Genomic DNA, 21,037 nt, shown 5'->3' on the forward strand with positions numbered 1-21,037 from the left:
GTGCCCGAGGTTTGATGCGAAGGTCAGCGCGGGTACATCGGGTCGATGGAACGGCTCACCGCGTTCGACGCCAGCATGCTCTACGCCGAGTCGACTTCGGTTCCGCTGCATGTGTGTTCGATCGCGGAGTTGGACCCGTCGACGATCCCCGGCGGCTACAGCTTTGACGGCCTTCGCAGCCGCCTGGCGTCGCGGATGGGGGCGTTACCGGAGTTGCGAGCAAAGCTCGCGAACAGTCAGCTGAACCTCGATCATCCGGTGTGGGTGGAGGACACCGAGCTGGACGTGTCGCAGCATCTGCACCGGATCGCGCTGCCCGCGCCGGGTGGTCGCCGAGAACTGTCCGAGGTCTGCGGGCGCATCGCGTCGATTCCGCTGGATCGCAGCAAGCCGCTCTGGGAGATGTGGGTGATCGAGGGCATCGCCGGCACGGACCCGCGGGACGGCGGGCCGATCGTGTTGATGATCAAGGTGCATCACGCCGCGGTGGACGGCGTCTCGGCAGGCAACCTACTCAACCAGCTGTGTGACTTGCAGCCCGACGCGCCACCACCCGATCCGGTCGAGGGCCCCGGCGGAGCCAACCGGTTGGAGATCGTCGCCGGCGGGTTCCTGCGTGCTCTCACGCGGCCGTTGGAGTTGTCGCGTGCGGTGCCGTCGACGGTGTCGACGGTGGTGAAAACGGTTAGCCGCGCGGTAGGCGGGCGGGCGATGGCGGCGCCGTTCACGGCTCCGGCGACGGTGTTCAACGCGGAGATCACCGCGGACCGCACGCTGGCGCTGGCGCAGCTGGAGCTTGACGACGTCAAGCGCGTGAAGGACCGGTACGGCGTCAAGGTCAACGACGTGGTGATGGCCTTGTGCGCGGGCGCGCTGCGGGGATACTTGGAAGGCCGCAAGGAGCTGCCAGACAAGCCGTTGCTGGCGGTGGTTCCGTCGTCGATGCACGGGCAGTGGGACCGTCCGGGCCGCAACCAGTTGTCAGGGATGTTCTGCAACTTGCAGACCCATATCGCAGATCCGGTGGAGCGGCTGCGGGTGATAGCCGAATCCAGTTCGCGGGCAAAGGAACACAGCTCAGCGCTGGCGCCGACGCTGTTGGCGGATGTGACGCAGGCGCTGCCACCGGCGATGTTCGGCGTGGCGTTCGAGGTGTTGTCCCGCACGCCGTTGAAGCGCACACCCATTCACAACGTGGTGATCTCGAATGTGGCGGGCCCGCCGACCAAGCTGTACGCGATGGGGGCGGAGATGAAATCGCTGTATCCGCTGGGCCCGATCTTTCACGGCTCGGGGCTGAACATCACCGTTATGTCGTTGAGCGGCAAGCTGAACGTCGGCATCATCTCGTGTCAGAAACTGGTCGACGACCTGTGGGATCTGGGGGATCAGTTCGAGATCGAGCTGGCCGAACTGGTGGGGAAGCCCAGCAAATAGGTGCATCGGCCGCAGTGGCGGATGCGAGAGAATCGATGCGTGCTGCCGAGCCGATCGACGTTGGAGAGTTGGCGACCTGAGACGTTGTCGACGACGTCGGCGGCGGTCAGCGCCGGTGGAAAGGCCGTTGGGTCGGCGGTATCGGGGCTGGACGACGCCTGCTCGCGGCTGCCGGAAATGCGCGGATGGTCGGGTCCTGCGCACGACGCGGCAGCGGCGATGTTTGGGCGCGCGGAGGTGGAGGCCTCGGAGTTCTCCGGCTACGTCGACGCGGTGGCATCGGCACTGAACGACGGTGCGGAGATGTTGGGAGGTGCGCGCGCGTCGTTGTTGGCCAAGGCCGACGAACTCGATGCCGGGCCGCTGAACGTGACCGATCAGTGGGTGGTGCTGATCGACCCCGCGTACATGTCCGATGAGGAGATGGCCGAACTGCAGGCGTTGGCGGTGCGGGAGCAGGCGGCGATTAATGCGATGCTGATCGCTGTGGGTGAGGCCGACGAGGCGACGGCGAATGCCGTGTTGGCGGCGGGTGAGAAGTTCGGGTTCGTCGAGCCCGGGCCGCCCAAAGACGTGGGCGAGATGATGCTCGCCACGCCGCAGCGACCCGGCGACGAGGCGCCGAACCCCCGCACGGTGGTGGGCCTTGCGGCCCAGCAGGCGGTGCGGTCGACCGATCAGCAGCAACAGGTGCGCGAAGTCGTCGAATCGACTAATGAGTACGGCGAAGAGACGACGACGGTGATCAAGCAGGACGGAAGTAAGGCCGTCACCACCCGCATGGACCCGTTCGAGTGGCCGAGCAGGATGAACTTCTTCCAGATCGAGGAGTTCGACAAGAACGGTGAGTACGTCGCGACGACGAGTTCATGGCACGACATGGGCAACAACTGCGACTACACGACGTTCAGCTACGCCGACGGCTCGCACTTTTCGATGTCGATGAGCCCCACCGGGTATGTGAGGGCGGGCTTCACCACTGCCGACGGGCGACACACTGCGGTGCCTGTCGAGTTGATCGACAACATTTCGTTGGCGACCACATCGGGCATGGCGGGGTTGGAAAAGCACATCGCCCACGGTGGTTCGTTGCCGATGGTCACCCAGGAGTCGGTCGAGAAGATCGGCAAGGCAATGAAGTTCGGTGGTCCGGCGTTGACGGTGGCCACGACGGTCTTCGACATGGCGATGGCCGATTCGCGCCATGACAGCTGCGTCGCGCTGGTCGCCGGGGCAGCCGGCGGCGGCGGAGCTTGGGGCGGCGTCAAACTCGGTGCCCTGCTTGGCGCGGCAACGGGACCCGGTGCGGTAGTGGCCGTCCCACTTTTCGCCGCGGGTGGTGCCTTCGCCGTAGGGTTCGGCGGCGCACAGATGGGCAAGTTCGTCGGGGACGTGCTGTGTCCGTACTGAACCTCCCTGAACCAGCCAACTGGGCCAAGGCCGACAAGCGCCTGCTTTGGGTATGCATCGGGTTCTACGGGCTTATCGCGTATTTCACTGTCGAGGGCATCCTGGCCGCTGTTCGTGGCAGTTACTTGACGGCGGTTCTGGTGTTCGGCGTTGTGGCTTTCCCCATCCTCGTTGGGGTGCTGTTGCTGATGGCGGCAACCGGCAGAACGCGGATGCGAACGACGACCGATGCCGCAGGCTTCACCGTTCGACCGGACAAGCGGTACGGCATCTTGTATTTCACCGGAATCATCGCGGCGATCCCATCGTCGTTTCTCTTCGCATATTTCCTCCCGCGAGGGATGATCGATCTTTCTATGTCCCGGGGAATGCAGATCTTCTACCCCGTACTGCTCATGTCAGCCGGCATGGTGGCCGTCTTCGCCTTGGTCACCGGATTCCAGCGACGAGAGATAGGCCATCTCAAGTTCACTCCGGCGATGATCGATATTGCCGATGTGCTGCGAACCCGGACGTTGGAATGGGACGACATCGTCGACGTCGCGGATCACTCGGAATCCAAGGAAGGAAAGAACTCCGGCAGATCGGTGGTGCTGCACCTGCGCGATGGCAGCGAGCGTGTGATCGGAGCCCTCGGTATGTACGTGCCTACCGGTGTGCCACTGTACTGGCTGGTGCGCCACTACTGGCGACATCCGGAAGACCGGATGGAGTTTGTCGACGGCCGCGCGGCAGAGCGGTTGCGCGCCGGCCGTTTCGACCTCACCTAAGTGGTGAATTCGGTGCGCTAACACGCGAACAGCGCTGGTTAGCGCACCGACGTCGCAGCGATTGCCTTGCGTTCACCCGATGATCACCGTCTGGCTACCTGTGCGCGCCAAACTCACTCGACCCATCGGACAACTGAAGAGGTGGACTGTGAGGACGACGCTGGCTGCGGCCACGATCGCAGCGTTGATGGTGGCTGGATGCTCGACCGACCGGCAGCAGGACAGCACCGCCGAGAACCGACCGGACACCCCGAAAGCGTCGTCGCCCATCGACTTCGATGTGCCGGCGGCGCAGCGTTACCACCGGTTGGCCACCTATCCGGTGTACCTCAACCGGCCCGTTGACGATCCGCTCGACGCCGAGACCGTCGCCGAGATCTCCACGGTCACCCCCGACGGCAACACCGTCATCTACACCGACGCCGCCGCGAAGCGCATCGGTTTCCTCGACATCCGAAATCCAACCAAACCCGCTGGCCTGGGCATACTTTCGCTGGCTGAGCTCGGCAACGCCGACGACCAGCCCACCTCGGTGGCCGCCGTCGGCGACGTTGTGATGGTCGTCGTCGACACTACCGGTGGCGACTACGCCAACCCGTCGGGCCGCGTGGACGTCGTGCGCGTCGCAGACCGCACCCGCGTACACAGCATCGATCTCGGCGGACAACCGGATTCGATCGCGGTCAGCCCGGACGGCTCGTTCGCCGCGATCGCGATCGAGAACCAACGCGGCGAGGAGTTCACCCCGCCCGGCGGCGAGGAAGGCGACCTACCGCAGCCACCAACAGGATTCGTCCAGCTGATCGACCTCGCCGGTCCGGCAACCGAATGGACTCCGCGGCAGGTCGACTTCGACGTCGACGCCGCACGCGCCGCCGGCGTCGGCACACCCGAAGACCTCGAACCCGAGTACGTCGCCATCAACTCTCGCGGCCAGATCGCGGTGACGCTGCAGGAGAACAACGGCATCGCCATCATCGACGGACGCACCGGTGAGGTCACCCGGATTTACAGCGCCGGAGCAACTTCCGTCGACGGTATCGACACCGCCGAGGACGGCGCGATCGACCAGACCGGCTCCATCCCCGAGAGTCCACGCGAGCCCGACGTCATCGGCTGGATCGGCGACGACCACCTCGCCACCGCCAACGAAGGGGACTGGAAGGGCGGCACCCGCGGCTGGACGATCTTCGACGCCAACACCGGCGAGGTCGTCTGGGACGCCGGCAACTCGTTCGAGCAGCTGGCCGTGCGCACCGGTTTGCACATCGAGAGCCGCGCCGAATCCAAGGGACCCGAACCCGAAGGCCTGGCCATCACCGAAATCGGCGGTAAGCCAACCGCGTTGGTCGCCTCCGAGCGCAGCAACTTCGTCGCCGCCTACGATGTCAGCGACGTCACCGCACCGGTCTTGCGCCAGATCATGCCGACGACACCCGGACCCGAAGGCGTTCTGCCCATCCCGGCGCGCAACCTTCTGGTCATCTCGTCGGAGGCCGACGACGCCGAGGCCCGCGTGCGCGCCTCGGTCACCGTCTACGGCCACGGCGACGAATACGCTGCGGCGGGCGGCAAGCCGACGTTCCCGTCGATCGTGTCCGGCGATGTCGACGGCGTCCCGATCGGCTGGGGCGCGCTGAGCGCCCTAGCCGCCGATCCGGCCGACGAGAACCGCCTCTACACCTCACCGGACATCGCGGTCGGACCATCGCGGATCCTCGGCATCGACCTGACCAAGACCCCGGCGCTGATCGACACCGCGCTACCGGTGACCGAGAACGGCCGGCCCGTCACGCTGGACGTCGAGGGCGTCTCTGCCCGTCCCGAGGGAGGGTTCGTACTCGCCGTGGAGGGCGAGGAGGGCCACGGCAACCAGCTGGTCTACGTCGACGCCGACGGCAGCATCGAACGCCGTGTCGGACTGCCCGCCGACATCGCCGCGGCGCTGGGCGGGCAGGGCCTGGAAGGCATCGCCGTCGACGGCGACACGGTCTGGGTGGTGCTGCAGCGCGAGCTCGAGGGTGATCCGGCGGGCGTCGCGCGGATCGGCCGTTACACCTCGGACGGCGACGCGTGGGAGTGGTATGGCTATCCGCTGGAAAGCACATCGGTAGAGGGTGACTGGATCGGGCTGTCCGAAATCGCCGTGCACGACGGCAATCTGCTGGTGCTGGAACGTGACAAGCTCAACGGGCCCGACGCCCGGGTGAAGGCCATCTACCGCGTCGTGGTGCCCGATGGCCCCGGTGTGACGCCGGCGAGGGAGGCGCCGCCGGTGCTGTCGAAGACGCTGGCGCGCAACCTGTTGCCGGATCTGCAGGCGAGCAACGGCTACGTACAGGAGAAGGTCGAAGGTTTCGCGATCGCCGGCAACGGCAACCTGTACGTGGTTACCGACAACGACGGCCTCGACGACGCGAACGGCGAAACGCAGTTCCTCGACCTCGGTCCGGCGGGTGAGGCGCTGCAGTCGTAGCCGCCAAAAGCGGCCGGGGTCACATCCGTCACTAAACATGATGCTGACCACGACGGCTGACACGCATCGGTGCGGCTGCGGCCCGGTGACCAGGCTTTTCGTACCTCGGATGCGAATGAGCGTGCCCGCGAACCGTTCACAACGATTTGTCCTCACAGGAGCGGCGGCTAAGCTGCGGCCCCGATGGGAAGGCATTCGGTAGCCAAACGGCGGCAGTCAGCGCGTTTGGCGGTAGTCGCAGGGTTGGTGTCGGCCGGCACGTTGTTTGTCGTCGGCGCAGACGGCCCTCCGCGCACCGTCGAGGCGGCCGTGTCAGCGCCAACCCCGAGCCCGGCGCCGCCGATGGAGCTGATGGCGGCCGAGCCGCCGCCTCCGCCGGCCCCGAGCGTCCCGGCTCCGTTACCGCATGGGGTGGCCCCAGAGAACGGTCTGCAGGTCGACACGATCCTGACCGCGCGTGCGGTGAGCGCGACCTTTCCCGAGATCCTCGATATCGGCGGGGTGCGTTCGGATCCGTTGAAGTGGCATCCGCACGGGTTGGCGATCGATGTGATGATCCCGAACCCGCGGTCGGCGCAAGGGATTGCGCTCGGGGACAGGGTCACGGCGTACGTGCTGGAGAACGCCGAGCGCTTCGGTCTGGTGCACGCGATCTGGCGACAGACCATCTACAAGCCCGACGGCTCGAAAAGGACGATGACGAACCGCGGTTCGGACACCGCCAACCATTACGACCATGTGCACATCGCCACGCGGGGTGGCGGATTCCCGTCGCAGGGCCAGACCTACTTGCGCTAGTCTTCTGCGATTTGGGTGCGCTAACACGCGCTCATCGCTGGTTTGCGCACCGAAATCATCCTAGTCGCGGGTGAGTTGGCCATCGACGCGGCGCCACAACCCGTCGGGGTTGCTGTCCGCAACCACGCTGGGCCGCAACGCCTTCGGTACATTCTGGTAGCAGACGGGGCGCAGGTAGCGTTCGATCGCGCGAGTCCCGACCGAGGTCGTGCGCGAGTCCGAGGTGGCGGGGTAGGGGCCGCCGTGGACCATGGCGTGGCCGACCTCGACGCCGGTGGGCCAGCCGTCGAACAGGATGCGCCCGGCCTTGAGCTCCAGCAGCGGCAGCAGCTCACGCGCGGCGTCGTAGTCGGACTCGTCGGCGTGCACGGTGGCGGTGAGCTGCCCCTCGACGTTCTCGGCGACTGCGCGCATCTCGGCGAGGTCGCGACAGCGCACGACGATGCTCGACGACCCGAACACCTCGGCGTGCAGGGCCTTCGATTCGAGGAAGGTGGCGGCGTCTGTGGTGAATAGCGCGGCGTGGCAGGCGTATTCGTTGTCGGCGGGCTGGCCGCGGCCGACGAGCTCGACCTGCTTGGCCAGCGCGTCGACACCGGACGCGAAGCTGCTGGCGATCCCGGGGGTGAGCATCGGGGTGGCCGGCGCATCGGCGAGCGCATCGCGGGCCGCGGCGACGAACGTGTCAAGACCGGGGCCGTCGACGCCGATCACCAGACCGGGGCTGGTGCAGTACTGGCCCGACCCCATCGTCAGCGAACCGACGAACCCCTTGGCGATATCGGCGCCGCGGGCCGCCAGCGCACCGTCGAGCAGGAAGACGGGGTTGATGGCGCTCATCTCGGCGTAGACCGGGATCGGTTCGGGCCGGGCCGCCGCGGCGGCGACGAGAGCGGTTCCGGCGGAACGGGATCCGGTGAAGCCGACGGCTTTGATACGCGGATCGGTCACCAAAGTTGTGCCAAGAGAGGGCCCGTCGCCGAACAACAGCGAGAAGGTGCCGGCGGGCATGCCGCTGGCGGCGACGGCGTCGGTGATGGCGCGCCCGACGAGTTCGGACGTGCCGGGGTGGGCGTCGTGACCCTTGACGACGACGGGGCAGCCGGCGGCCAGCGCGGAGGCGGTATCACCGCCGGCGACCGAGAAGGCCAGCGGGAAGTTGGAGGCGCCGAACACCGCGACCGGACCCAGCGGGACGGAGCGTTGCCGAATGTCGGGGCGCGGGGCGGGCTGGCGGTCGGGCTGGGCGGGGTCGATGACGACGTGGTGGAAGGAGCCTTCGCGCAGCACGGCGGCGAAGAGGCGGAGTTGGTTGGTGGTGCGCGCTGACTCGCCGGTGAGGCGGGCGGTCGGCAGGCCGGACTCGGCGGCCGCGCGGGCGATGAGGGTGTCTTTGATGGCGTCGATGTTGGCGGCGACGGCTTCGAGGAACTGGGCGCGCTGCTCGTCGGTGGTGGCGCGGTATTCGTGGAAGGCGTCGGCGGCGGCCGCGCAGGCGGCGTCGACGTGTGAGTCGTCGCCGTAGTGGTAGGCCGGTTCGAGGGTCTCGCCGCTGGCGGGGTTGAGGGCGCGAACAGACTGGCCGGAACCGCGAACGTGGGCGCCGGCGATGATCATCTGTCCGGTGAGGCCGGTGGTGTCGGGAAGTGTGGCAGTCATGGTGTCCTAGCCCGTCGAGATCGGTGTCTTGACCACCACGCTAGGCCGACATCCATGCCTGTCCAAGACTGATTTAGCGGGCATTGATGCAGGCCGACGGCGGCCTACGGTAGCGGAAGCACTCGAATACATCATTCGCTGGCAGCCAGGGTTGGCGATTCGTTAGGCTTTCGGATGTCAGGGGCAGCTCGGATCGGGGGATCCACCCATGGACATTCGCACTTGCGCCCGTGCCAGCCGAAAGATCGGCGCTAAGGAGAAAAGGGCGTCGTCGCGAGTTAGCCGGATACGAACGGCGGGTACCGCAAAGACATGCCGCTAACCGCCGGTACGAAGTTCGCTGGGTACACCATCCAGCGGATGCTCGGCTCTGGCGGCATGGGCGAGGTCTATCTCGCCCGACACCCCAGGCTGCCGCGACAAGACGCCATCAAGGTGCTGCGCTCCGACATCTCGGCTGACCCCGACTTCATGGAGCGGTTCAACCGAGAGGCGGATCTGGCGGCCAAGTTGTGGCACCCACACATCGTCGGAATTCACGACCGCGGCAGGTTCCGCGGACGGCTGTGGATCTCCATGGACTTCGTCGACGGCCCCGACGTCGGCCGGCTGATCAGAGAGCAGTTTCCGAACGGTATGCCGGCACAAGACGCAATTGAGATCGTCACCGCCGTCGCGGGCGCGCTCGACTATGCCCATGCTCAGGGACTGCTGCATCGAGACGTCAAGCCAGCCAACATAATGGTGTCCGATATCGAAACCGGCGAACGACGAATCCTGCTCGGAGACTTCGGGGTTGCCCGCGATCTGGCGGACGACTCGAGCGGGCTGACGGCGACCAATATGACGGTCGGCACCGCAGTCTACGCCGCCCCCGAGCAGCTCATGGGGCTCGCCCTTGATAGCAGGACCGATCAGTACTCCTTGGCCGTCACGGCGTATCACATGTTGACTGGCGAACCGCCGTTCCAGCATTCCAACCCAGCTGTCGTCATCGGGCAACATTTGAACGCACCGGTGCCCGCACTCGCCGAAACAGATTCCCAGTTGGCTCCATTCGACGCGGCGATCTCTCGCGCACTGGCCAAGGATCCCAACGAACGGTTCTCTACATGCACGGATTTCGCGCGAGCGCTAGAACGTTCACAGGACTCTGGGATAGGACTTGCACCGACTCCGAGTCTGAACGTTGCGGAAACAATGCCGCGTCCGGTGGCGTCCACCGAGCATGCCGACATACCCAGGCGCGACGAACACACGGCAGCCCAGCCGCGCAAGGATCGCGGCAGAGTCGTTCCGCTGGTCGTGGCTGCTGCCGCCGCAGCGGTCCTCATCGTGGCAATCGTTGGCTATTTCGCGGTTGCATCCACGGATGAGTCGGAACCTGAGCTGTTCACCCTCGCCGGTATCCTTCGATTGCCCGACGATGCCGTCAAGACGACAGATCTCCCTGAGGGCTACAAGTGCGTTGGGACAAGGGTTTACGGCGACGTCGGTCCAAACACACCTGTCACTGTCCAGGACGAGTCAGGAACGCTGCTCGCCAAAGGCGCTATTCAGGGCAGCAATCGGGGTCCGGACGCGTGTCTGCTCCGGTTTCGCGTGGACGAAGTGCCCACCGGGGCAAGGTTTTATCGAATTCAGGTCGCGCAGCAGCCAGAAGTGAGTTACACCGAGGCGGAAGCCAAGGCGGGCGTCGACTTTTCACTGGGCAGATCAGAACCCGGTGAAGAGCCGACGGCCGCCACACCGTCACCGACGAAGGCTCCGCCTAAGACGTCGACTCAGACAGTCACTGTGACACCCGATGCGGAGATGAGCAGCCTCAACCAGCTTCGCGCATTAGCGAATCGCGACCGTTCAGAAGTTGCCGCATATTTGACTGACGTCTGGGTGCCGCAGATCAGTTCCAAGCGGGTGGGTCTCGAAGCTGAGGGCACCGTGTGGAACAACGCGAAGATCCTCGACGAGCACCTTCGGCTGCGCGACCAGTACCCGGACGTCAAGCTGCTGTGGTCCGGTGATTGGTCCACCTTCGACGGCCGTAACTTCTGGGTCACGATCGTGGGTTTGAAGTCTCCCTACTACGTAGACGTGCTCGGGTGGTGTAGCGACCAAGGCTTCGACCGAAACCATTGCCTAGCGAAGAAGGTCAGTACCTGGCATCCGGTTGATGGCAGCACCAAGCTGATGAATTAGGACACGAAGGAGAGCTTCACAGTGAAGGGCCTGAGCGGCTGGTGAACGGTCGCCGTGCGGGTCGCAACGCCGGCGTCGCAATCATCTGCGCGCTCACGTTGGTCGCGGGCTGCAGCTCGGCGAAGTTGGATGGCCGCGCGACGTCGATGCTCTTCAACCCCGAACGGGTAGGTGGCCTACCTGTAGCCGAGGGGCCCAGCGGCCCGAGACCGGATGCTCCGCGCCCGGTCGGGACCGTGCAGAACACGGATGGGGGTCCCATCGACGACTTGATGTTGCTGGCGATCAACGACATTGAAGAGTTCTGGCAGCGGACCTATGCCAGTTACCTGCCCGGACACTTCGAACCGGTCGAAACGCTGCTGTCGTATGACTCGACGGATCCGAACAGCCCTTCGGTGTGTGGAACAGAGACCTATCAGCTCCCGAATGCGTTCTTCTGTTACCTGAGAAATGTGATGGGCTGGGACCGAGGTGTGTTCATACCAGCGGCCCAGCGGTACTTCGGTGATATGGGAGCAGTCGGGGTGATCGCGCACGAATACGGTCATGCGCTGCAGTGGATGGCAGGCCTTGCAGACGAGGACACCGATGGACTGGTCAAAGAGCAGCAGGCTGACTGTTTGGCCGGCGTGTACCTGCGTTCGGTGGCCGCTGGGGAGTCTCCGCGATTCACGCTCAGCACCGGCGATGGCTTGAACCGAGTTCTCGCCGGCGCCATCTATATCCGTGATGGCCCGCTGATCGGGTTCTTCGACGACGAGCACGGTACAGCCCTGGACCGGGTCAGTGCGTTCCAGATGGGGTTCAGCGGCAACGCCGACCAGTGCGCAGCGATCGACACCGCTGAAATCGAAGAGCGCCGTGGTGATTTGCCGCGCAACATCATGATCTACGACGACCGCGAATCATTGGACAGCCCAATCAACATGGACACATTGTCGAGCCTGATGACCGCGCTGTCCGAAATCCTGCAGCCGTCCAACGCCCCGACGCTCACGACCGAACGTAGCCAATGTGGCGCCAATAAGACCGCCGCGCCAACGGCGTACTGCCCGGAGGCCAACAAGATCTTCGTCGACCTTGCCGCTCTGCAAGCGGTGGGCGAGCCGAAAACAGAAGAAGAGGATCAGGTTCTGGTTCAGGGGGATAACACCGCGCTGTCGATGGTGACGTCGCGGTATGCGCTAGCGATCCAGCGGCAACACGGGGTCAGCATCGACACCCCGATGTCCGCCCTGCGGACCGCGTGCCTGACCGGAGTGGCGCAGGGACACATGACCGATGCCCGCGGTGCAGACTTTGTCTTATCACCCGGGGATGTCGACGAGGCGGTCGCGGGACTGCTCACCAACGGTGTGGTGGCCAGCGATGTCAAAGGACGCTCCGCGCCTGCTGGGTTCACCCGGATTCTGGCCTATCGTCTGGGCTTGTCCAGCGAAATCGACGAATGCTTCCAACGGTTTTCGTAGCGATGACCAACCACCCGCGACAAGGCCCCGGACAGCCGTGGTGGGTGCGGCCGGGCGGGGCGCCGTTGCGGGGGCAGCCACCGAGATACCCGCCGATGCGCCAACCCGCGCGTCGTCCGCCTCCGCAACCTCGTCCGGTCCCACCGCAGCCACAGGGACGGCAGCCTCCGCCCGCGCCGCCCCCGGCGCGTCAGAAATGGTCGCGACGCCGAAAGTACTTGTGGGCCGGTGGGTTGATCGTTGCCTTCGAATTGGTGGTGCTCGTTGTTGCGCTGTGGTTCTTCGGGTTCTTCGACACCGACGTGCTCGACGTGCGGCAGGTGGAGGCCGGTGTAGTGGAGATTCTCAGCGACCCGATCAACGGCTACGGAGCCAACGAGGTCACCGCGATCACGTGTAACAACGGCCAGGATCCCGCGGTGGAAAAGGGCGAGGGGTTCTCGTGCGACGTGGTGATTGACGGTGCTCATCGAGATGTGCAGGTGGTGTTCCGCGACGACGTCGGCACCTACGAGGTCGACGGCCCGCGGTAGAGCAGCCGCCGGCGGTCCCTGCCATGTTTGCTGCGAATGCGAGTACGATCCCGGACATGTCGCTGCGGGCGAACCAGAAGTTCGCCGGCTACACCATCGTGCGACGACTGGGGGCCGGCGGGATGGGTGAGGTGTACTTAGCTGAGCACCCCCGGTTGCCGAGGCGCGACGCCCTGAAGTTGTTGACCGGAGATTTCACAGCTGACCCGAATTTTCGTGAGCGGTTCCTACGAGAATCCGACCTCGCCTCAACGTTGTGGCACCCGCATATCGTCGGTGTGCACGACCGGGGTGAATGGAACCGTCGGCTGTGGATCTCGATGGATTTCGTCGATGGCGAAGACGCGGCGAGTCTTATCGCGCGCAAGTACCCGGCGGGTATGCCGGTGGAACCGGCTATGGCCATCGTCACCGCCGTCGCCTCGGCGCTTGACTACGCCCACAACAAGGGCCTGCTGCATCGCGACGTTAAGCCGTCGAACATCTTGATCACACACGAAGAAGGTGATGAAGACCGACGAATCTTACTGACCGACTTCGGAATAGCTCGTGCGGTAGACGACAGCAGTGGATTGACCGACACGAATATGACGGTCGGAACGGTGGACTACGCGGCCCCTGAGCAGTTGATGGGAAGCGGCATGGACGGCCGGGCTGATCAGTACTCGTTGGCGGCAACTGCGTACCACCTCCTGACTGGTTTACCGCCGTTTCGCGACTCGAATGCCGCGGTAGTCATCGGTCGCCACCTGAACGCGGACCCACCGAGCCTGGGTGCCCTGCGGCCCGAACTGGCTCCGCTGGACGACGTCCTTGCCGCTGGCCTCGCCAAGGATCCGAACGATCGGTTCGCAAGCTGTAGCGACTTCGCACGCGCCTTGAGCGAGCAAGCGTCGGCAAGTACCAGGGGGTCTTGGCCTGCGGCCCCAACCACACCCGCTCCCGTCCAGCGCGCCGCCGAGACGCCCCAACGGCAGCACGCAGGTTCACTTGCTCCGGGGTGGTATCCAGATCCCGGAGGTGGAGGTAGGGCGCTGTATTGGGACGGCCAGGTCTGGCACACCGCGCCGACGCCCAATCTCGACGAGCCGAGGACTGATGAAACACGGGATTTCCGCAAGAACCGTTCCGGGCTGTGGCTGGCGCTCACCGCTATAGCCCTCGTAACGGCGTTAGCCGTCGTCGGATTGGTGTTTTACGCGAGCCGAGACTCCGTCCCGTCGGAGCCGACGGCTTCACCGACATCCGATTACCCCGAACCGACGTTTTCGCCCGAGACGTCGCCGCCGTTGCCCACCGCGACAACGCCGAGGTCCATGGAACCGACTGCACCCACAGCGACCGTGACCGTAACGTCACCTCAACCACCAGCGCCGACTCGTGTGCCCTACTGGACCGCCATGATTGTGGGTACTTGCGACGAAGGTGATTCCTGCGGTGTTAAGCAGCGCAATGCACCCTATGTCGATGCCGGACCGCTGTATCCGAGCAGCCTTAAAGATGGGATGACCGTACGAGTGGTCTGCTACACAACCGGCGAGGCACAGGCGAACAGCGGCCACGGTACGAGCTATTACTGGTACCGACTTGCCAATGGTGCTTACGTGAACCTGGTCTACACCGACCTGAAAGCACCCGTTGGAATGCCGACATGCTGACCCAGAGGTCTCCTTCGCGCACCGTATCCGCTGCGTTGATAGCACTTGCCGTAACTGTCGGTATACAGGCCTGCGCGCCCACGCCCTCAGACACGGCCAGCGCGTCGCAGTCAAACTCACTGTCAGCACGGCCTTCGGGCGAGACAACCGCAAAGTTGTCGGCCACAGCCCAACCGGCGCCACCACCGCAGCCGACCGACCCAGGATGGGAGATAGTTGGCACTTCGGTGCAGGGGACGCCGATCCGCGCGCTTACCGTCGGCCACGGTCCGCGAAAGGTGTTGTTTATCGGCGGTATTCACGGTGACGAACCGGAAGGTGCGGTAGCAGCGGCCGAGCTGCCATCAGCATTCAACGAGGCTGGGCTTGCCGATGCCGTCACCCTGACGATCCTGGAAGACGCCAACCCCGACGGGCGGGCCGCAGGTACGCGCGGGAACGCCAATGGGATAGACGTAAATCGAAACTTCCCAGCGTCGAATTTTGATAGAACAGATCCGTCGAACGGCGGAGAACCGTTGAGCGAACCGGAAGCTCGTGCTGTTTACGACACGATCAACCGCCTACAACCCAACCTCGTGCTGGTCATGCACTCGTGGGCTGGCCGCGAGTTCATCAACTTTGATGGACCCGCTCGCGAGATCGCCGAACAGTTCTCTACCGTGAGCGGACTGCCGGTCGAGGAGTCCAGTGCTTTCGCGCCGACTCCAGGGTCACTGGGCTCCTACTTCGGCCGTGACCGCGGGATCCCGGTTCTGACGATTGAGGTAGTTAAAGGTTCAGATCCACGAGCTGTCTGGGAGCGGCTCCGGCCCGCGCTGCTGCAGGCGATTGGTGGTTGATCTTCTTATAGGCCGGCTTCGATGTTGGTGACGGTTTGCGAGGCTTCGGGTCCACACACGGTCACCAGCTCGACGGGGCCTTGAGCGAGTATCGCTTCGACGCGGTTCCTCAGGTCTCCGGATGCGACGTGCTGGTACAGGCTGTCGCCCGGGCACGCAGTGTCGTGGCTCGCGTCTTTGTGCCCTTGCAGCGTCGCCGGGGAGATGCCGTACTTCGTCGCCGCCCATGCGAACGCGATAGCGGCCCCCTCCAACTGTGCTTCGGTCACCTGCTCCTCGTCGAAGTTGCCCTCGCAGACAACGAGAAAGTGACCGGTCGGGTCGTAGCTGGTCGCCGTGTCGCCGACGATCTCGGGGTTCCGCAGCTCGTAGAGGTTGCCGTTACGGTCGACGCTGATGTGGTAGGCGATGTCGATCCAGCCCTGCGTGTCCTGGTGGTAACGCTGGTGCTGGCGCAGACGGGCCGGCGCGTTGCTGTTGTCGCCCAGGGTGGCGGCGGTGTGGTGGATGGTCATGCGGCTGAGCGGGTTCGGCTTGCCACCGGGCCGGGCGGGTCGAGCGCCCCAGGCGTCTCGGCACAACAGCTGATGCGACACGGCGACGGGTGGATCGACGGTCGGCGCAGGCGGCGGGTTAGAAACGGGAACCGGAGCCGGACTTGCGGGCGCTGGCTGAGGCGTCGACTTCGATGACCCGGGGTAGCCAGGAGGTGCTTCACACGCGGCGACGGCGGCCACTAGCCCGGCCGTTCCTGCGAGTCTCAACAGCCGGCGACGAGTGAGTTCCGGACCACCTTCAATCCAACCGGTGGGTGGTGTAGCCACGTTCGCCACGATAGGTATCGCCGGTCGAGGCCGCGGGCAAATCGCCGATCCCATGTCGAAGTGGCTGACGATTGCGGACATGTGCAGGTCGCCGCTTTGTACTATGCAGGCATGCCCATTGCTGATGGTGCAGAATTTGCTGGATACACCATCATCCGCCTACTCGGCGCCGGGGGGATGGGCGAGGTCTACCTCGCTCAGCATCCGCGACTGCCGCGTTTGGAAGCACTGAAGATCCTTCCCGAGGATGTCAGCGCCGACCCTGAGTTCCGCCGCCGGTTCGCCCGAGAGGCAGACATCGCCGCCTCGTTGTGGCATCCGCACATCGTTGCTGTGCACGACCGTGGGGAGTTCGAGGGCCAACTCTGGATCGCGATGGACTATGTCGACGGCACCGATGCGGCACGGCTGACGCGGGACCGATACCCGCACGGGATGCCGCCGCACGACGTGCTGGAGATCGTATCGGCGATCGCCAATGCGTTGGACTACGCACACGAACGGTACCTGCTCCACCGCGACGTCAAACCGGCGAACATCTTGCTCACCGAACCGCGCGGCGGGGATAGACGGATCCTGCTAGCTGATTTCGGAATTGCCAAGGCCGCAAACGAAACTCACGGGATCACAGCCACCAACATGACCGTCGGCTCGGTCGCATACGCCGCGCCGGAACAACTGATGGGGAAAGCGCTCGATGGGCGGGCGGACCAATATACCTTGGCCTGTACAGCATTTCACCTCTTGACTGGTCATCAGCCGTTCGTTCATTCAACACCTGCTGCGGTGATCGGCAGTCATCTGTCGGCGCCGGCGCCCCGGCTCGGCGACACCCGCAGAGATCTCGCCGCGATGGAGAACGTACTGGCCAAGGCGATGGCCAAAGAGCCACATCAGCGTTTCGATACGTGCCGAGAGTTTGCGCTCGCGCTCAAGCACGGCGATACGGCGTGGAGCAGTAGTACCGCCGACACCCAGTTCGCGGCCAATATCCCGCCGCCGATCCACCGACCAGCGCCTGCGCCAACTGAGGCCGAGGCGGAGAAGTCGCCGTCTCGACGCACGGTGCTGGTTGCCGTCGGCTTGGCGGCCTTGTTGGCCGTGGGCCTCGTGGCGTATATCGGGGCCAGCTTGGGCGGTCGGTCCTCGGAATCGCCTCCCACGGCAAGCAATCCACCCACCCAGATCTGGGATGAAGTCACGCCCGCGGAACCTGAGCCACCGCCAGCGCCGCCGCCGGAGACCGTGACCGAAACGGCGACTGTGGCGCCTCCCTCGGTTCCGACACGCACTAGAGTGCCGCCGCCACCGCCGGACGACGGTGATCTAGGACTCGCGACGCCGATAAGTCGGCCGCTTTGCAACGGTCAAGGCATCGTGGTGCTGGGAAACGTCACGACCCCCGGGAGGCAGCGGGAAGGTATCCAGAGACTGTTGAACATGTACCCCGGCGCCTCCTACTTGCGCACCGACCGATCATGCCCGTCGTTGCGCCAGGCTGACGATAAAGGCGATCCGATCTATACGGTCTATCGGCTAGCCGGCTTTTCGCAGTCCCAGGTATGTGCTGCCGTTCGTTACGCAGGTGGAGACGCGTACGGAAAATGGCTCGACTACACCACGTCGCCTAGCTACATAATCCCGTGCTGACCTGTCTTGCGATTTCGGCGCGCTAACGCCCCGCCAGGGTCCGTAAGCGCGCCCAAACCGCAAGTTACGACGGCGGTTCGCGGCGCTGGATCCGCAACGCGGTGGTGAACTGCTCGGTCTCCGGCGACAACACGGTCGTCGACGAATCTTCCGGCCGCCGAACGATTCTCGGCGGCGCCACCGGCGTCACAACCGTCTGAGGCTCAGGCTCCGGATCCGGCACACGCGGCTCGCGCCGCCGCATCAGATAGCCCGCCAGCGGACCGGTGAACAGCATCACTACCAACACGACCAGACACAGCATGCAGATCACCACGTCGAACGTGCTCGTGATCTGCTGGGCCAGGTTGTTGCCGTACATCGCGTCGGGCGACGGCTCGGCGTATCGCGGTGCCAGCGCGACGCCGATCGCCACATTGGCCACGGCGAACACGAACAGCAACCCGCTGAACGCCGTCAACACCGCCAGCGCAGACGAGCCCCGACCGAGCTGTCGGTGCAGCCACCACGCGATGACGCCGGCGAACAGGTTGAACGCCGTCATCGCCACGCTGTCGTACAGCGCGCGAGGCAGATCCAACGACACCGCGATCACGAAGTCGACCACCCGGCATACCGCGGCGGCGAACGCCCAGAACGCGATCAACGTCAGACACTTCTGCGCGGCGTTGCGAAACGCCCCCAGCGTCGGCGGCTTGATGAGGAAGACGGTGTAGAGCGTCGTCGGCGCGACGATCGCCGCGGCAGCCGCCCAGAACAGGTAACCCTCGAAGCCGACCGCCGCCGTCGACGTGTTTTGCGCGATGCCGTGGAACGCGTCGATGTCGCGGCCGACCGGCAGCACCCACACCAGCGTCGCGGCCAGCCCCGCCGACGCGCCTAGCGCCGTCGTCGCCATCCGCGCGGCCGCGGACTTCAGGATCAGCCAGCGCGAGCCGATGATCACCGCGGTCAGCGCCACCGCGCCGTAGAGCAGTGTCGTGACGATGACCGCTATGTCCTCGCCATCGAACACGGCGTTGGCGACGAACAGGTACCGCAGCCGCCAGTACAGGTTCCACCCCATCGACACCGTCGCCAGCACGATCGACACCGCCCCAAGCACCCGCGCCATCGCATACCAGCGCCGAAACCCGTTGTCCTCGAGGGTGACACTGGTCACCGGCCGCTGCGCCGCCAGCAGCGCGCCCCCGACCCCCAGCACTAGGCCCGGGCCGATGCCCGGTGGCACGATGCCAGTTCCGCCGTCGCGCACGGTTTCCACCAGGTGGTAGCCGACGAAGGCGACCGCCACCAGAAGATAGGGCAGGCAGACGAACAGCCGGATCCGGCTGAGCAGCCGGACGTCGAGTGCCGGGTTGGTCAGCCGCAGCGGGCCGATGTGCGCGTCGAGCGCGGCCGTGACCGCCAGCGCCGTCACGACGATGACCAGTGCCCACATGCTGTTGCGGCTGCCGGGCACGGCGAACCCGAAGTCGAGGTTCCACGGCAGCAGCAGCGCGAGGATCAGCAGGGCGACCGCGATGCCGTCGCGCACCCGGTTGGTGCGGATGGGCACGTAGCCGACGCGCGATGACCGCTCGGCGGGGGTGGGCACCGCGACGGTGGCCGACGCGTCGTAACGCGGGTCGCTCACGGGCCGATTCCTCCTATAGAGATGTGTCGGGGTTCAGCGTGCCACTTTTGCGTCGTCACACAAGCGAGACGCGAAGGGTAACTTTGGACCGTTGTGGCAGGGACGAGTATGGCGAGGGTGATCTGGTGGACGTAGTCCTCGGGGTGGCGGTGACCGGGCGGGTCGCGCGGCTGGCGATGGTCGGCGCCGCGGACGCGCAGGTCTACGACCAGTACGCGCTGGATCTGCCCGATGACGCGATGACCGATCTCGCCGACACGATCGTGGGCACCTACCGTGAGGTGGCCGATTCGGGCAACCGGGTGGCCGCGACGCGGATCACTCTGCCCGACGCCGAGGCGGCCGAGACGCTGCGCCAGACGGTGTCGGATGCCGGAGTGGCCAACGTCGAGGTGGTGTCGGAGGCCGATGCGCTGGCCGGCAGTGGCGGCGCGGATGACGAGTTCGCGACCGCGCGGGGTGCGGCGCAGACGGCGGAGGTGTCCGGGTTCCCGGCGGGTGCGGCGACGCAGATGGCGCCGGTGGCCGGCGACGCGACGCAGATGGCGCCCGCGGCCGACGCGACGCAGATGGGGCCGGCGGCCGGGGATGCGACACAGATGGCGCCGACGGCCGATCCTGCCGTGGTGGGGCCGCAGCTGGCCTACTCGCAGGAGGAGCCGGGCGAGTACGAGCTGCCGTTCGATTCGCTCGAGGAGTTCGTCCCGGAGCTGGAGGACGAAGAGGCCTACACGTCGACGATCCCGGCGCCGCCACCGCGGACGCTGTTGATGGGCAGTGCGCTGGGGTTCGTGGTGGTGAGCTTCGCGACGTTGACGGCGGCGGTGGCGATCGCGGTGCGGCCGGTCGCGGACGTGTCGGCGCAGCCGCCACCCCCGCCGCAGGAGCAGGCGGAGACGGTGCCGGGCAAGTTCCTGCCGCAGGTGCCGCACGAGCCGGATCCGGTGGCGTTGCCGGTCGCGGTGGTGTCGCCGGCGCCGGAGGCACCGCGGGGGTTGAGTGAGCGGGTGAACCGGGGGCCGAACAAAGTGGTGCCGCAGGTTCCGGCGCCGCAGGTGCCGGTGCCCGCGCCCGCTCCGCCGCCGGTGCCAAATGCGCCGGTGGTCCCCGTCGTGCCGATCATTCCGCCGCCGTTCAATCCGTTCCCGACGCTGCCGACGTGGACGACGACGGTGACGACATCCGTGACGCCGACGACCACCGCGACGACGCCGACCACGACGGAGACGGTGCCGACCACGACGGAGACCGTGCCCACGACGACGGAGACCCTGCCGACGACGACCGAGACGGTGCCGACAACGAGCGAGGCGCCCACCTTAGAGCCCACGGTCCCGGACTCGCCGGTCACGCCTGCGCCTGAGCCACCGACGACGCAGGTGGTGCCGGCTTACACGCCGCCGCCAACCGTTGCGCCGGCACCTGCGCCTGCTCCAGCCCCTGCGCCGGCACCCGCGCCGGCACCTGAGCTGCCGTCGAGCGGTAGCGGCGGCGGAAGTGACAGCAGTAGCGGCGGTTCCGTTCAGGCGCCCGCGACGACGGTGCTGGAGTCGCCGTAGCGCGAGGCAAATTCGCCTCCTCGCTACGCGGACATCGAGCCCGACGCATTGGTCGATTCGCCGGGCTGAAACCAGCCAATGCGCCGGTCTGGATGCACGGCGCGGCCGTCCGGA

Annotated in this window: 15 protein-coding genes; 12 read left to right on the plus strand and 3 right to left on the minus strand. The window is 65.7% G+C overall.

The window, feature by feature from the left end:
- Positions 1 to 45: 45 nt before the first annotated feature.
- From ABQE93_RS24750 to ABQE93_RS24770, 5 genes are all read left to right on the plus strand, one after another.
- On the plus strand, positions 46 to 1,437 hold the full coding sequence (locus ABQE93_RS24750; RefSeq protein ID WP_448411142.1) for a WS/DGAT/MGAT family O-acyltransferase: 1,392 nt from the start codon (positions 46 to 48) through the stop codon (positions 1,435 to 1,437).
- Positions 1,438 to 1,476: 39 nt separating this feature from the next.
- Entirely contained in the window at positions 1,477 to 2,847 is a 1,371-nt protein-coding gene (locus tag ABQE93_RS24755; protein ID WP_448411144.1) for a hypothetical protein, read from the plus strand.
- Positions 2,835 to 3,617, plus strand: coding sequence for a hypothetical protein (locus ABQE93_RS24760; protein ID WP_448411146.1), 783 nt, complete (start codon positions 2,835 to 2,837; stop codon positions 3,615 to 3,617). Before ABQE93_RS24755 ends, ABQE93_RS24760 begins: the two co-directional genes overlap by 13 nt.
- 187 nt (positions 3,618 to 3,804) lie before the next feature.
- A complete protein-coding gene (locus ABQE93_RS24765) occupies positions 3,805 to 6,093 on the plus strand; it encodes an esterase-like activity of phytase family protein (protein ID WP_448411224.1) in 2,289 nt (762 codons plus the stop codon).
- Positions 6,094 to 6,318: 225 nt separating this feature from the next.
- Positions 6,319 to 6,891 (plus strand): VldE C-terminal domain-containing protein, encoded by a 573-nt coding sequence (locus ABQE93_RS24770; RefSeq protein ID WP_448411148.1) that lies wholly within the window; start codon positions 6,319 to 6,321, stop codon positions 6,889 to 6,891.
- 60 nt (positions 6,892 to 6,951) lie between these two features.
- Here ABQE93_RS24770 and ABQE93_RS24775 read toward each other — a convergent pair whose 3' ends face one another.
- Entirely contained in the window at positions 6,952 to 8,550 is a 1,599-nt protein-coding gene (locus tag ABQE93_RS24775; protein ID WP_448411150.1) for an aldehyde dehydrogenase (NADP(+)), read from the minus strand.
- Positions 8,551 to 8,862: 312 nt separating this feature from the next.
- Between ABQE93_RS24775 and ABQE93_RS24780 the strand changes: the two genes are divergently transcribed.
- The 5 genes from ABQE93_RS24780 (at position 8,863) to ABQE93_RS24800 (ending at position 15,254) form a co-directional block, all read left to right on the plus strand.
- Positions 8,863 to 10,749: a serine/threonine-protein kinase gene (locus ABQE93_RS24780; protein WP_448411152.1), complete on the plus strand. Its 1,887-nt coding sequence runs from the start codon at positions 8,863 to 8,865 to the stop codon at positions 10,747 to 10,749.
- 272 nt (positions 10,750 to 11,021) lie between these two features.
- Positions 11,022 to 12,221, plus strand: a complete 1,200-nt coding sequence (locus ABQE93_RS24785; RefSeq protein WP_448411154.1) for a neutral zinc metallopeptidase — start codon at positions 11,022 to 11,024, stop codon at positions 12,219 to 12,221.
- A 254-nt stretch (positions 12,222 to 12,475) separates the two neighbouring features.
- Complete coding sequence (locus tag ABQE93_RS24790; RefSeq protein WP_448411156.1) at positions 12,476 to 12,754, plus strand: DUF4333 domain-containing protein; 279 nt, start codon at positions 12,476 to 12,478, stop codon at positions 12,752 to 12,754.
- 56 nt (positions 12,755 to 12,810) lie between these two features.
- The gene (locus ABQE93_RS24795; RefSeq protein WP_448411157.1) at positions 12,811 to 14,412 is read left to right on the plus strand and encodes a protein kinase domain-containing protein; all 1,602 of its coding nucleotides are present in this window, start codon (positions 12,811 to 12,813) and stop codon (positions 14,410 to 14,412) included.
- A gap of 227 nt (positions 14,413 to 14,639) precedes the next feature.
- Complete coding sequence (locus ABQE93_RS24800) at positions 14,640 to 15,254, plus strand: M14 family zinc carboxypeptidase (protein ID WP_448411159.1); 615 nt, start codon at positions 14,640 to 14,642, stop codon at positions 15,252 to 15,254.
- Between the two features lie 5 nt (positions 15,255 to 15,259).
- Here the strand turns inward: ABQE93_RS24800 and ABQE93_RS24805 are convergent, their stop codons facing one another.
- Complete coding sequence (locus ABQE93_RS24805; RefSeq protein ID WP_448411161.1) at positions 15,260 to 15,850, minus strand: N-acetylmuramoyl-L-alanine amidase; 591 nt, start codon at positions 15,848 to 15,850, stop codon at positions 15,260 to 15,262.
- Between the two features lie 339 nt (positions 15,851 to 16,189).
- Here ABQE93_RS24805 and ABQE93_RS24810 point away from each other — a divergent pair, with 339 nt between their 5' ends.
- Positions 16,190 to 17,728: a serine/threonine-protein kinase gene (locus ABQE93_RS24810; RefSeq protein WP_448411163.1), complete on the plus strand. Its 1,539-nt coding sequence runs from the start codon at positions 16,190 to 16,192 to the stop codon at positions 17,726 to 17,728.
- 64 nt (positions 17,729 to 17,792) lie between these two features.
- On the opposite strand, the gene ABQE93_RS24815 is transcribed toward ABQE93_RS24810, so the two are convergent.
- Entirely contained in the window at positions 17,793 to 19,364 is a 1,572-nt protein-coding gene (locus tag ABQE93_RS24815) for a DUF7937 domain-containing protein (RefSeq protein WP_448411165.1), read from the minus strand.
- A 125-nt stretch (positions 19,365 to 19,489) separates the two neighbouring features.
- Between ABQE93_RS24815 and ABQE93_RS24820 the strand changes: the two genes are divergently transcribed.
- Positions 19,490 to 20,923, plus strand: a complete 1,434-nt coding sequence (locus ABQE93_RS24820; protein ID WP_448411167.1) for a DUF7159 family protein — start codon at positions 19,490 to 19,492, stop codon at positions 20,921 to 20,923.
- The last annotated feature ends 114 nt before the right edge of the window (positions 20,924 to 21,037 follow it).

The sequence above is a fragment of the Mycolicibacterium sp. XJ662 genome, from assembly GCF_053484035.1.

Coding starts and splice junctions, on each gene's coding strand:
- ABQE93_RS24795 (WP_448411157.1), top strand. CDS start 12,811: ATGTCGCTGCGGGCGAACCAGAAGTTCGCCGGCTACACCATCGTGCGA.
- ABQE93_RS24750 (WP_448411142.1), top strand. CDS start 46: ATGGAACGGCTCACCGCGTTCGACGCCAGCATGCTCTACGCCGAGTCG.
- ABQE93_RS24775 (WP_448411150.1), bottom strand. CDS start 8,550: ATGACTGCCACACTTCCCGACACCACCGGCCTCACCGGACAGATGATC.
- ABQE93_RS24785 (WP_448411154.1), top strand. CDS start 11,022: ATGTTGCTGGCGATCAACGACATTGAAGAGTTCTGGCAGCGGACCTAT.
- ABQE93_RS24765 (WP_448411224.1), top strand. CDS start 3,805: ATGGTGGCTGGATGCTCGACCGACCGGCAGCAGGACAGCACCGCCGAG.
- ABQE93_RS24810 (WP_448411163.1), top strand. CDS start 16,190: ATGCCCATTGCTGATGGTGCAGAATTTGCTGGATACACCATCATCCGC.
- ABQE93_RS24780 (WP_448411152.1), top strand. CDS start 8,863: ATGCCGCTAACCGCCGGTACGAAGTTCGCTGGGTACACCATCCAGCGG.